A 13,508-nucleotide genomic window follows, 5' to 3' on the forward strand; every position below is an offset into this window, starting at 1 on the left:
ACAGATAAAAGCCGTAACGCTATGCGTTACGGCTTTGTTTTTTAGCTACTTTTGACGGTATGCAAACACTCTATAAATTTCTTGCCAAAGTTAATAAGGCAGTACTTCCCTCCTATTCAAAACGTGGTCTCGACCTTACACAAGCTAGTAAAATACAGCTTGCGATTTTTGGGTATAGAATCTGGGTTACAATAAGAGCGTTAGATTAAATCTTTTCGGCGAGTGCTTGTGCACTTATCGCTCCATGACTATCTGCATAAACCGCTGTCCCATTTTTGATTAAAATCATTTGCGGACTTTGATGTATTACTTGAAATTTATATCCCACTTCGTTAGACACTTCTCTATACGCCTTAAGGTCTAAATAATAAATATCTAACTGATTAGGGTCTATATCGTACTGAGATTCTAACTGGCGTATTACCATACGGCTTATACCACAAGTTGTAGAATGCTTAAAAATTGCCTGTGGCTTCGTTTCAGAATCTTTTGCGATTTGATCGAGTTGCTCTAAAGTGGTTAATTGCTTCCAAGGCATAGGTGCTTTTTCCTCTTTTGGCTCCTTATCTCCTCCAAACATTGAATTGAATATTCCCATTGTAATTAAGTTCTTTTTTACAAAGGTAGTCGTTGTGTCTGTGTTACGCTTTCGCGAAAGCGTGAAATAGTTCTTAAATAAGTCATAAAGTCAGCTGATACAAGAGTTTACAAGACATTTTGTCTATATGCCGCTGTGGAATAATAATTGACTTTAGTCCATCAAACAAAGGACAAACCAAGACATTAAAGAGAGGTACTTATCTCTTTTAAAGTCTATTAAACATATACTATGAATATAAATAATTATACCATAAAATCACAGGAGGCCATCCAAAGAGCACAGCAAATTGCTCAGGAAATGGGTCACCAGCAGATAGAAAATGAGCACATTTTTAAAGCAATTTTTGAAATAGATGAGCACGTTACTCCATTCTTACTTCAAAAGCTTGATGTAAATATTCCGTTATTCCAGCAAGTACTTGATAGTACGTTACAGAGCTATCCAAAAGTATCTGGTGGAGATATTGTACTAGGTCGGGAGGCAAATAAAGCACTCACGGAGGCTAGTATTATTGCTAAAAAAATGAACGATGAATATGTCTCTATCGAGCATTTAATACTCGCAATCTTTAGCACTAAAAGCAAAGTAGCTCAAATCTTAAAAGATCAAGGAGTGACAGAAAAGCATTTACGTGCCGCGATTGACGAAGTACGTAAAGGAAATCGTGTAACTTCCCAAAGTGCCGAAGAAACCTACAATTCTTTAAACAAATACGCAAAAAACTTAAATGAACTCGCGCGTAATGGTAAACTAGATCCTGTAATAGGACGTGATGAAGAAATACGACGCATATTACAAATCTTAACGCGTCGTACAAAGAACAATCCTATACTCGTAGGAGAGCCAGGTACTGGTAAAACAGCCATTGCCGAGGGTCTAGCGCATAGAATTGTAGATGGTGACATCCCAGAAAACCTACAGAACAAGCAAATATTTGCCCTCGATATGGGTGCGCTTATTGCTGGAGCAAAATTTAAAGGAGAATTTGAAGAACGTCTTAAAGCGGTTATTAAAGAAGTAACAGAAAGTGATGGCGATATCGTACTCTTTATAGATGAGATACACACACTTGTAGGTGCTGGTGGCGGACAAGGAGCGATGGATGCGGCAAACATCTTAAAACCCGCACTAGCGCGTGGAGAACTACGTGCAATAGGTGCTACTACGCTTGATGAGTATCAAAAATACTTTGAAGCAGATAAGGCACTTGAACGTAGATTCCAGAAAGTGGTAGTAGACGAGCCAGATACAGAAAGTGCCATCTCTATTTTAAGAGGTATTAAAGATAAATATGAAACACACCACAAGGTGCGTATCAAAGATGATGCAATCATCGCAGCGGTAAAATTATCACAACGCTATATCACGAGCAGATTTTTACCAGACAAGGCAATTGACTTGATGGATGAAGCTGCCGCAAAAATGCGTATGGAAATCAACTCTAAGCCAGAAGAGCTGGATGTATTAGACCGTCGTGTGATGCAACTAGAGATTGAGATTGAGGCAATCAAGCGTGAGAAAGATGAAGATAAGCTCAAAAGCCTACGTGCAGATCTTGCAAACCTTAAGGAGGAGCGTAACGATCTCAATGCACAATGGCAATCAGAAAAAGACATTGTAGAGAGTGTACAGACGGCAAAGCAAGACATAGAAAACTATAAAATAGAAGCAGAAATCGCAGAGCGTGAAGGAAACTATGGCCTTGTAGCAGAGTTGCGTTATGGGAAAATCAAGGATGCTCAAGAACATCTAGAAGAACTTCAAAAAGATCTCGCAAGTCATGCAGATACCTCGCTTATTAAAGAGGAAGTAACAAGCGAAGACATTGCAGAAGTTGTAGCAAAATGGACCGGTATTCCTGTTCAAAAGATGTTGCAGGGTGAGCGTGAGAAGTTACTTCAGCTAGAAGACGAGCTGCACAAACGTGTAGTGGGACAACGAGAAGCTATTGTAGCAGTAAGTGATGCTGTACGACGTAGTCGTGCAGGATTGCAAGATCAAAAAAAGCCAATTGGTTCCTTCTTATTCTTAGGAACGACCGGTGTAGGTAAAACAGAACTTGCAAAGGCACTTGCAGAGTATCTCTTTGATGATGAAAATGCAATGACGCGTATTGATATGAGTGAGTATCAAGAGCGTCACAGTGTGAGTCGTCTTGTAGGAGCGCCTCCAGGATATGTAGGTTATGATGAAGGTGGCCAGCTTACGGAGGCCGTACGACGTCGTCCTTACTCCGTGGTATTACTCGATGAGATTGAAAAAGCACACCCAGATACCTTTAACGTGTTGTTACAGGTGCTTGATGAAGGTAGACTTACAGATAACAAAGGACGTACTGCCGACTTTAGAAACGCGATTATTATCATGACCTCAAACATGGGAAGTGAGATTATCAAAGAACGTTTTGAGGCGATTCCGGATGTAGATGCTGCGATGGAGTCTGCAAAAGTTGACGTACTAGGTTTGCTTAAACAAAACATAAGACCAGAATTCTTAAATAGAATCGACGACATTGTAATGTTTAGTCCGCTTACGCGAAAAGATATTAGAGATATTGTGAAATTGCAGTTTAAAGGGATTCAAAAAATGCTCTCTCAACAGAACATAACCCTAGATGCTACAAAACAAGCAATAGATTTTATCTCTGAAGCCGGATTCCAACCAGAATATGGTGCAAGACCTGTAAAGCGAGCAATGCAACGTGAAGTGCTTAACCAGTTATCAAAAGAAATTTTGAGCGGTAAAGTAGCATCTGATAGTGTGATACTCGTAGATTCCTTTGACGATAAATTAGTCTTTAGAAATGAAGCAGAAATTACAGGAGAAGAAGAATAAGGATTAATTGACGATGATGAAAAGTGGATATCTAGCGATAGGTATCCACTTTTTTTGTGGCCTGAGTGGTAAGTTTTTAGGGCTGTTTGTGCGGTGACGAATACACTAATAAGTGTATATTTAAGCAATCAATTAAAAAATAAAAAACAGCCATTTCAGGAAGGCTTGTGCTGAGCTTGCTAAATATGCCGCACTCGCTTTATTTAGTGGCCTGTTAGCCAAAATTATCCTAATCAATAATTACATTTAAATCCTGTGATATTATATAAATATAGAGATTGGTCAGATGAACATCATAAAAACATTTTAACTAAAAATGAAATGTTTATGGCTTCACCAAGGTTCTTTTAACGACCCTTTTGATTGCCGAATTCCTGAAAATTATCACTTGTTAAATACTCAAGAAAAAATTGACCAGTTTATGGAATATATTGAGTCCAAACATGAGGATAAATTAAGCAAACTCACGAAAAGCGACATAGAAAAAATTAGTAATAACTTTAAGAAAAGATTTAAAAACCCTGAAGAAGTACAACAGAATCACCAAAATCATTTTTTCAAACAGATTAATGATTGTTATGGTATTTTCTCCCTATCAAAAAAGTGGAATTCATTATTAATGTGGTCACATTATGGAAATAATCATAAAGGTTTTTGTATTGGCTTTAGAGAAGACTTAATGAGAAAGTCTAGTCTATTTGGTGCAGGTTTTGAAGTTAACTATACTACAAAATTCCCTGAAAGGAATCCTTTGAAAAGGATAGAACCAATTCAAGATTCATTTCTACAACTTGGTCATAAAGCAAGTGAATGGAAATACGAAGAGGAATTTAGATTAATTAACCTAAAACTTGAAGGGCTTACTAAAAAAGATAGAATAATAAAATACCCTGATGAGTTTATTTCGGAAGTCATTCTTGGCATAGAGATTTCTGAAAATGATAAAGCTGAAATATTGAAAATTTGTAATCTCAAAAAAATTAAGGTTTTTCAATTATCAAAAGAACCATTTATGTTTAAATTAAAACGAAAATTAATAAGATAACTTTGGCTAATAATGAATTACATAACAATAGCGAATCAAGTATCAAATACTGTTTCTTTAGGGAATCAATTAATTAAAGTAATGGTTCCGCTTGACCAAAACATAGAAAATGAATTAATAGTTGAAATAAGCAAAAAACTAGAGGATAAAAGAGTATTAATTGCAACTGAGAAATATTCAACTGAAACATTAGAAGGATTAAACTTAATAAATTTTAAAGAGCTCTTTGAAAAGAAAATTGAGATAAATGGTCATATCAAACAAAACGTATTTGATATTATTATTGTTGATCGTGTTCCTTATGGTAAACACGATTCATTTACAACACTTGAGGAAAAAGAAAAAACAAGTACACTCACTAATAGAATAAATTATATAAACAAATTATATGAACTTCCGATTGTGTCAATAAGTAAAGCAGATGCAAAATCTGAATTGAGAATAAATCATTTCGCAAAAAAATAAACTTTGGCTAACAAAGAACTGAGTTAAAAAACAAGCCTACTTCGACTGCGCTCAGCACAAGCTTTTAAGCTAAGTTTGATCCATAATTCACATCGCAGAGCCCTCTCCAATTTACCCTTCCGCGAAAGCATCATCCTTCTTAAATACTTGTATATAAACGATCAATTAAAAAATAATAAAACAGGAATATTAGAAGCGCCGATAGCTAACGGGAGATCCGCTTGCTTTATGTAGTATCATGCTGGGATGCATAAGACTCATCAAACTGATAAAAACTCTTTTTGTATATTTGATGAGTTAACTCAATTAATATGGATATTCAATCAACAAAAATAGAATTAGTAAAAACTATCTTAGCGATAGAAAATAGTGATTTTATTCAAAAAGTAGCTGACTTTGTAAATGCTGAAAAAGTTGATTTTTGGAATGAATTAACTACTTCTGAACAAAGTGAAATTAAAGAAGGAATTAATCAGCTTGATAGTGGAAAACGAGTTTCTTTTGATTCATTCTTGAAAAAGATTTCTTAATGAAGGTATTCTTATCTGAATTAGCAGAAAGAAAACTCCTGATACTATCCGAATATCTTTTAGAAAATTGGAATTCAAAAACACGTGATACATTTATTGAAAAGCTAACTGAAAAAATTAAACAGATATCTTTTCAACCAGAAAGCTGCCCTCAATCTTCAGAACTCAAAGGCTTGTATAAGTGTGTTGTAACAAAACAAACTACCTTTTATTATAGAATTTCGACAAGACTAGACGAAATTGAAATCATTACAATTTTTGATACAAGACAAAATCCTGACAAACTAAGAAAGGATATTTAAGAAAAACTCACCATACATAAAACCACTGCGGCTGTTTGCCAAAGAGTATACGTCTCATTTATAGAAAGTTCAATATTGGTTGCAACGGTCACAACAATACATGAAGCGTCCCGATTACACCGGAAATTGAAAACTGTCTATGCGATGCGTGAAAACGCAAATATCTGTATATTTAAATAATCAATTATAGAACTACGCAATAGGCTTACTTGCACAACCAATAGTTGTTGGAGTTAAATTGTCTTTATTTAGGGGCCTGTTGGTAATGAATTGAAATGATGATTAAAATCTGGAATTACATAAAGGAAAATAAAACTGTTAGTATTTTGGACCTAATCGTATTTCTGATTCTAATTGTTCCCAATTCATACTCTTTTGGACATAACTACGAAACGGAAGAATTACATTGGATTCCAAATTTTGTGTTTAAAGAAATTGACCTGATTGTATTTTATTTACCAATTCTGATTTTAACAATCGGATTTCAACTTTCTAAAAAATTGTTTGGAGAAATACATTTTTGATTTTGTTTATTGTTTTCTCAATTCTTTACTTTATTGGAGCAGTATTTTCGTTATCATTTCCGATTCAGGATTTTTCACCTGGAATTGGGAATTTATTGATTCTGACTTTATTTCCTCTAATTATAATTATTTTCAAAAGCAAACAATATTAACGTAATAAAAAGAAAAAACTATTGGCAATAAAGAACTCAGTTAGAAACAAAATCAAAATTTATAGTGTCCTAAACTATCGTAACAAAATCCCCCTAACCCACACTAAGGCACGATAAATGTATATAGGTGCGTGTTTGATAGCAATAGCTATCTTTGTAACACATACATATACCATGAAAAATATTCCATTCCTATTTATACTATTTGTTGCGTTCTCTTTAAGCGCTCAACAAAACTACTATACCTTTCAAGGTGACACCTATGACGAGGAAAGCTTTCAAGCCAAACTAAAATCTATAGAAGAGGTTTACGGTGCACAGGGCAATTATAAGTATACACAAGCCAACTTTAAAGTTCGCCATTCTCGTGTGCGACAAGACTCAATTATACAAGAGGTTGAGGTGATGCTTTCGCAATCTAATAGCGCGCCTCTAGATATTAATGTAGGGGTAAATGGCTTAATTAATAAACCCCTACCCGACTTTCAGCTGCAAGATCTTGCAAATGGATTAAAATCTAAGGAGAGTTATAATGATAAAATTACACTCATCAACTTATGGTTTACAAGCTGCCCTCCTTGTATTGCTGAGATTCCATATCTTAATGATCTTAAAAAGCAATATGAAGATCGCGTAAATTTTATTGCGATCACTTTTGAGCCAAAAAGTAAAATTGATAATTTTTTAACCAAGAAACCTTTTGATTTTGAACACTTAGTAGATGGTGCCAGCTATTTAAAACAGGACTTAAAAACCAATACGTATCCTAAACTCGTATTTATGGACCGTAATGGTACCGTGCGTTTTGTAGAAAATGCAGTAATGGCCCAAGGCAGAGGCCCAGCCGCAGAGGTTACAGAAATTCTTAAGGAACACCTAGATTACTTACTTGCAGATAACTAATGGAAAACACTGTAGAACCAACTCTAGATTACTCTCCACTTGAGGAAAAGCTCAATATCTGGACGCATGGTTTTGGTTTTGTAGCTAGTGTAGTTGCATTGGGTTTTTTATGTTTTCGCGAAAGCGTATCAACCACAGCAACCATTAGTCTCATCATTTTTGGAGTAAGTATGTCTCTGCTATATTTTGCATCTACGGCTTACCACAGCGCTGTAAAACCTATACGTAGAGCTAGACTAAAGATATTTGATCACGCGGCTATCTATGTGCTCATAGCAGGGACATATACACCTTTTACACTTGTAACTCTGGAAGGAAGTACTGGATGGTGGATTTTTGGGATTGCATGGTCTATTGCTTTATTCGGAATAATATTAAAACTTTTTTTTACAGGACGATTTGATATTCTTTCTACCATACTTTATGTAGCGATGGGTTGGCTTATCGTTTTTGCATACAAACCACTACTAGCAAACCTTGATCCAGCTGGTGTGCAATGGCTTTTTACTGGAGGTATTTTATATACGATAGGTGCTGTTCTTTATAGCATTTCTCGCATTCCTTATAATCATGCTATTTTTCATGTATTTGTTTTGGGAGGAACAGCCTCTCACTTTATTGCAGTTTACAACTACGTAGGAATTTAAACCTTTCGAAGATTATAAAACAAAAAATGCCCCTCAATGAGGGGCATTTTTATTGCTAATAGTAAAGAGCTACAATAGACTAGTTAAAGATATAACGTAGTCCTAGTTGTGCTTGCCATCTGTTTAAAAGACTTGCATCTGTTCCAAATGTTTGAGTAAGCTCTTCGTTGAACGTGTATGTAGGTACACCGTCTGCAACGCTTACACTTACTGGCTGGATACTGTTAGGTTGCTCAACAAGTCCCCAATCAGAATTGATGAAGTTTCCTAAGTTAAGAACGTCAACACTAAACTGGATTGTGTTTTTCTTTCCTTTTACATCAAAATTAAAATCTTGTAATAAACGGAAGTCAACACGGCTTCTCCATGGTGCAAGTGCTCCATAACGCTCTGCATATTGACCACGATTATCACTTAAGTAATCATCTTGCTCGATGTACTGATTAAATGCTGCTGCTTGCTCTGGTGTAGCAAAATTTTGCTGTGATACTTCTCCAGCAGTTGGGATGTAAATAAGGTCGTTAAAGTTACTTCCGTCACCGTTAACATCACCAGCATACGTATAATTAAAACGTCCTCCTCTAGCCCACTCTGCAAATGTAGAAATGGTAGTAGCAAATTTGCCATCACCATACTCAAATTTCTTTGAAGCTACAGCAATTACTCTGTGCTGATCACCATAACGTGAGTTTGATAATACTGCATCATTTGCATTACCACGTATTGCATTTGCGTTAAAAGCATCACCTGTAATCTCTGCGTCAATAGAGTTTACATTTTTAGAATCTAGGTAGTTATATGCTACACTTGCATAAAGTCCGTTACCAAATGATTTTTCTGCTTTTAATGTAGCGTTAATTGTACGACCGTTATCAGAGTTTGTAAATACATACGCATTTGTAGGTCCTCCAAAGGCATTAGTAGAAAAATCTGAAGCTTGATAGATAGGTCTGTTATCTACACCTTGTAAGGTAGCAGATGGATTATCAAGTGCCCAGTTTTGAACGTGCGCAGCGTTAAGATCTTTTGTGTAAGAGAAGTCTCCTGTAAGTACTACACCATTATCTAGGCGGTAATCTACACCTATATTAGATCTCCATACTTGTGGCCATTTGAAATCTTGATCTACTGTCTGGTAGAAGAAAAAGTCAACACCTTGTACTTGGTTACCTAACCATACAAAAGGAAAACGACCTGTAAATATCCCTGTTCCTCCACGTACTTGGAAAGTCTTATCGCCTTCTACATCCCAGTTAAAACCTAATCTAGGTGAGAATAAGAATCCATTGTCTGGAAGTACTGTACTATCTAGAAGAATATCTTCTCCCGTAGATGGATCTACATAAACGTTTTCTGGTTGGTACGTTCCTTTACGATCAATGTTCTCTTGAATTTTATCTTCTGTATCAAAGTATAATGGCTTATCAAGACGTAGCCCTAGTGTTAGAGTTAAATCATCTGTTGCTTTCCATTGATCTTGTCCATAAAGAGAGAACTGCCCTACGTTAGTTTCGGCAAGTGCCCATCCTGCTGGATCACCAATAGGAAGACCGTTATTCTCGTTAAACTCTGCCTCTGCAGATAAGAAAGTTCCTTGATATTGGTTTACTAAGAAATCTTGAAAAGCCACAAGGTCAGTTTCTCCAGTTGTATCATTTACATAATCTGTATCTAGTACTCCATCACCATCAAAATCCATGTCTTGATCGATTGATACGCTTCCAAATAAATCAAAACCATATCCTGTTAAGTTAAATGAGTTGTAAAAGCTAAATTTCTCAAATGACGTTCCTAAAGTAAATGTGTGACTTCCAGAAACAATATTCAAGTTGTTTGTGATTTGGAAAACTTGTTGCTCAAGTACATTTGAAATTGAGAATGGCTCATGACCAGCAATGATATAGTTTTGTCCTCCTTTTGTAATGTTTATAGATGGACCTGGAGTAGAAAAAGGTTTTCTAAAATCATCAAAGAACGTGTAACCTACTTGTAATTTATTTGAAATGTTACTAGCTATGTCGCTATTCCACTCAAACTGGAAAGAATCTATGTTGTTGTTAATTTCATATCCTGCATTTTCAAACTGCAATGTAGTCTGGTTAGGTCCACGAAGTGCAATTGCATTTGGGTTTGCTGGATTTTCCTTAGAAGAGCGTAGTAAGTTATAAACAAGCGCTACACGGTTCTTGTCATTCACGTTCCAATCTAACTTGAAAAGTGCTTTTGTAGAACCTGCATCAAAGTTAAATCCTTCATATCTTCCTGGCTCATAAAAAGAACCGTCTGCATACTGGATACTTCCTAGTGCAGCAGAAACAGCATCAAGATCTGCTGGTAATACGCGAGACTCATTAATAGCTCCAGTATTTCTGTTAGGTGCCCATGGAGCTCCAAGATCTGATCTAGATTCCTTTTCAAAGTTTGCAAAGAAAAATAGTTTGTTTTTGATGATTGGTCCCCCTATTGAGATACCATAAGTATTCTGGCTCTGGTCTGCTACAAAAACGTCATCTCCTCCTACTTTACCTCCTGTAAGATCTTCATTTCTGTAAAAACCGTAAACAGTTCCTTTTACTTCATTAGTACCACTTTTTGTTACTGCATTTACAGAAGCTCCTGTAAATCCAGAAAGCGTTACATCATAAGGAGCTGTACTTACTTGAATTTGCTCAATAGCATCAAGAGATATAGGTTGAGAACCTGTCTGTCCTCCTGGAGTCGCTGCATCAAGTCCAAATGGATTGTTAAAAACCGCCCCATCAAGACTAAAGTTATTATACTGATCGTTACGTCCTCCAAAAGATCCATTACTAGAAGCACTAGGCTCTAGACGGTAAAAATCTGCTGCAGATCTAGATATTGTAGGAAGTGACTTTAATTGTCTCTCACCTACATTTGTCGCTGCACCTGTGCGGCCATCACTAAAAGTATTATTACGAGAACCTGTAATTACTACTTCTTCTAGCGCATTGCTATCTTCACTCAGTGTTACTTCAACGTTGTACGTTTCTCCTAGATTAAGAGTTACGCCTGTAAATTCCTGACTTTGGAAACCTACATAACTCATTGTGATCGTATAAGGTCCACCTACACGTAGGTTTAATAGACTAAAACGACCGTCAAAGTTTGTAATAGCTCCATACTTTGTACCTGTAGGAGTGTGTACTGCAAGTACATTTGCCCCTGGCAAAGTCTCGCTACCTCCATTTACTACTCCCGAAATAGAGGAAGTAGTTACTTGTGCTTGCAAACTAAAAGCGCCAAGTACTACAATTAATAAGAAAATTTTTTTGAACATAAAGTTTGAATTTGTTTCCGTAAAAATACTAGAGTAAATCAAGGTAGACGCTCATTTTAGTAACATTTCTTTAGCATTTTCTTAACAATTGTTAAATACTTTTTAGGTGCGCTTTCGCGAAAGCGTAAAATCATCATAAACAATATCGATAACACCTCATTACCATCATGTTATAAATCCAAAATTTTCAAAAGAACTTATTTAATTCACAAACAACAATTTCACATGTACTCTATAAAATATGATAACTCATGAATGAATAATTATCTTTGCAGTCTATGACAAGTAACCAAAAAACGCAAAAACAAATCCTTGCCAAGCTAGGGATTAAGACCCTCAATGAGATGCAAGAAGCAGCTCAACTAGCAATACAATCTGCAAGAGAGGTGATATTACTATCTCCTACGGGTACTGGTAAAACACTCGCTTTTTTATTACCTGTAATAGAAGCACTTGATCCAGATTGTGAAGAAGTGCAATTACTTATTGTCGTTCCTTCTCGCGAGCTTGCTATCCAGATAGAAAATGTAGCTCGTAATATGGGGACTGGGTATAAAATTCATGCTGCTTATGGTGGGCAAAGTTTTAATACAGATAGGCAAGCTATAAAACATCGTCCAGCTATTTTAATAGGTACGCCTGGTAGACTAGCAGACCATATGCGCAGAGAGACATTTTCTACAGATCACATTAAAACTTTAATTCTAGACGAATTTGATAAATCACTAGAGGTAGGTTTTGAAGAAGAAATGACAGAAATCCTTAGTTTTCTACCAGCTCTAGAAAAGAAAGTGCTTACCTCTGCTACACAAGGAATAGAGATCCCAAAGTTTGTAGGCCTTACTACTCCGGTAGAAGTAGACTACTTGCATGAAGGAGGATCAAAACTTGAGATAAAAGCTATTGTATCCCCAGATAAGGATAAGCTAGATATGCTTGTTAAGGCGTTGTGCCATCTAGGCGATCAGCCAGGGATTATCTTTTGCAATTTCAAAGGAACTATCGCACGTATAAGTGAATACCTTAGTGATCGCGGCATTGCTCATGGGACTTTTTATGGCGGTATGGAACAAAGAGAGCGTGAGCTGTCGTTACTAAAGTTTCGTAACGGTACACACCAATTACTACTTGCTACAGATCTTGCAGCCCGTGGTATTGATGTGCCAGAAATAAAATTTATACTTCACTACCACTTACCTATTCATGCAGAAGAGTTTACGCACCGTAATGGTCGTACAGCTCGTATGCAGTCTGAAGGTACAGCATACGTATTACACTGGAAAGATGAGAAACTTCCAGAGTTTATGCCTCAAATGGATGAAGAGTTCATACATGACAAAGGTATCCCTGATGGATCACAATGGCGAACTTTAGAGCTTTCTGGAGGACGTAAGGATAAGATTTCTAAAGGTGATATTGCTGGTTTCTTTTTTAAAGAAGGAAACATAGATAGAGAACATCTAGGTACTATAGAGGTCAAAAATTTACAATCATTTGTAGCTGTACATAAAAGTATTGCAGAAGAAATGATACAAAGATTAGATAATAAGCGACTTAAAAAGGCAAAACTAAGAATACAACACGCCTAGAGAAGCATTTGTAAAACAGAAAAGGATTGTAAAAACTACATTTAATAAGTAGTCTTTACAATCCTTTTTTAATGATAACCAATTTTGGTTATAAGAATTATTTTACTTCTACAAAGCGAGCAAACCATTTGTAAAGGTCACCTCTAGTTATCACAGCACCCTCACTTATAAGTTTAAACTTATCTGCATTACGATCTGCGCTATAATCTTTGCTTGCACTCATAAAGACAACATCATCATCCCCTAAGTTTTCTTTAAGCCATGCATAGCCTTCGGCAGTGGTGATGTCTATATCTTCCTTATTGATTTTTACAGCAATAAGTGACATATTATTTTCTCCTAGTAAGAATAAGTGCATCTGGTTAGGAGATACATGCTCTAGGTATTGTGCTTTGGTAAGCACACCTTCCCACACAAGATCTGAGAAAACATCTATTTCCTCTTCGGCTACTTGTGGTTGTTTTTCTTTAATGGTTGCCCATTCATCACCAGTGATAGATTGCGTTGCTAGAAAATTTATAAATTCTGGCTTTAGTTCTTCTAGTTGTTCTTTTGTAAGGCGAGCGTATTTCATTGTGAATCACTTTTTCGCGTAAGCGTATTTAAAAAAAAAATTC

The 13,508-nt window shown here is 36.1% G+C and carries 12 protein-coding genes; 9 read left to right on the forward strand and 3 right to left on the reverse strand.

Going from position 1 to position 13,508, the window contains the following annotated elements; all coding sequences use genetic code 11:
• Positions 1-59: 59 nt before the first annotated feature.
• On the forward strand, positions 60-209 hold the full coding sequence (locus tag SJY37_RS12965) for an SsrA-binding protein (RefSeq protein ID WP_379953213.1): 150 nt from the start codon (positions 60-62) through the stop codon (positions 207-209).
• Here SJY37_RS12965 and ytxJ read toward each other — a convergent pair.
• Positions 206-598 (reverse strand): bacillithiol system redox-active protein YtxJ, encoded by a 393-nt coding sequence (gene ytxJ, locus SJY37_RS12970; protein WP_013752097.1) that lies wholly within the window; start codon positions 596-598, stop codon positions 206-208. The genes SJY37_RS12965 and ytxJ overlap by 4 nt on opposite strands.
• Positions 599-829: 231 nt before the next feature.
• Here ytxJ and clpB point away from each other — a divergent pair, with 231 nt between their 5' ends.
• From clpB to SJY37_RS13005, 7 genes are all read left to right on the forward strand, one after another.
• Positions 830-3,436: an ATP-dependent chaperone ClpB gene (gene clpB, locus SJY37_RS12975; RefSeq protein WP_379953214.1), complete on the forward strand. Its 2,607-nt coding sequence runs from the start codon at positions 830-832 to the stop codon at positions 3,434-3,436.
• 316 nt (positions 3,437-3,752) lie between these two features.
• Positions 3,753-4,481, forward strand: a complete 729-nt coding sequence (locus tag SJY37_RS12980) for a DUF2971 domain-containing protein (protein WP_379953215.1) — start codon at positions 3,753-3,755, stop codon at positions 4,479-4,481.
• A gap of 12 nt (positions 4,482-4,493) precedes the next feature.
• Positions 4,494-4,946 carry a hypothetical protein gene (locus SJY37_RS12985; RefSeq protein ID WP_379953216.1) on the forward strand — a complete coding sequence of 151 codons (453 nt, stop codon included), beginning with the start codon at positions 4,494-4,496 and terminating at the stop codon, positions 4,944-4,946.
• Between the two features lie 311 nt (positions 4,947-5,257).
• A complete protein-coding gene (locus SJY37_RS12990; protein ID WP_013752094.1) occupies positions 5,258-5,476 on the forward strand; it encodes a hypothetical protein in 219 nt (72 codons plus the stop codon).
• Complete coding sequence (locus tag SJY37_RS12995) at positions 5,476-5,778, forward strand: type II toxin-antitoxin system RelE/ParE family toxin (protein WP_379953217.1); 303 nt, start codon at positions 5,476-5,478, stop codon at positions 5,776-5,778. Before SJY37_RS12990 ends, SJY37_RS12995 begins: the two co-directional genes overlap by 1 nt.
• 850 nt (positions 5,779-6,628) lie before the next feature.
• Positions 6,629-7,357, forward strand: coding sequence for a TlpA family protein disulfide reductase (locus SJY37_RS13000; RefSeq protein ID WP_379953218.1), 729 nt, complete (start codon positions 6,629-6,631; stop codon positions 7,355-7,357).
• Positions 7,357-8,004 (forward strand): hemolysin III family protein, encoded by a 648-nt coding sequence (locus SJY37_RS13005; RefSeq protein WP_379953219.1) that lies wholly within the window; start codon positions 7,357-7,359, stop codon positions 8,002-8,004. The genes SJY37_RS13000 and SJY37_RS13005 overlap by 1 nt, the downstream gene beginning before the upstream one ends.
• Positions 8,005-8,083: 79 nt before the next feature.
• On the opposite strand, the gene SJY37_RS13010 is transcribed toward SJY37_RS13005, so the two are convergent.
• The gene (locus tag SJY37_RS13010; RefSeq protein ID WP_298325262.1) at positions 8,084-11,302 is read right to left on the reverse strand and encodes a TonB-dependent receptor; all 3,219 of its coding nucleotides are present in this window, start codon (positions 11,300-11,302) and stop codon (positions 8,084-8,086) included.
• Between the two features lie 278 nt (positions 11,303-11,580).
• Here SJY37_RS13010 and SJY37_RS13015 point away from each other — a divergent pair, with 278 nt between their 5' ends.
• Entirely contained in the window at positions 11,581-12,891 is a 1,311-nt protein-coding gene (locus SJY37_RS13015; RefSeq protein WP_298325264.1) for a DEAD/DEAH box helicase, read from the forward strand.
• Positions 12,892-12,988: 97 nt separating this feature from the next.
• Here the strand turns inward: SJY37_RS13015 and SJY37_RS13020 are convergent, their stop codons facing one another.
• Positions 12,989-13,465: a DUF6495 family protein gene (locus tag SJY37_RS13020; RefSeq protein ID WP_013752087.1), complete on the reverse strand. Its 477-nt coding sequence runs from the start codon at positions 13,463-13,465 to the stop codon at positions 12,989-12,991.
• Positions 13,466-13,508 lie beyond the last annotated feature (43 nt).

The organism is Dokdonia sp. R78006, assembly GCF_042466145.1.
In the GTDB taxonomy this organism is placed as follows: Bacteria; Bacteroidota; Bacteroidia; order Flavobacteriales; family Flavobacteriaceae; genus Dokdonia.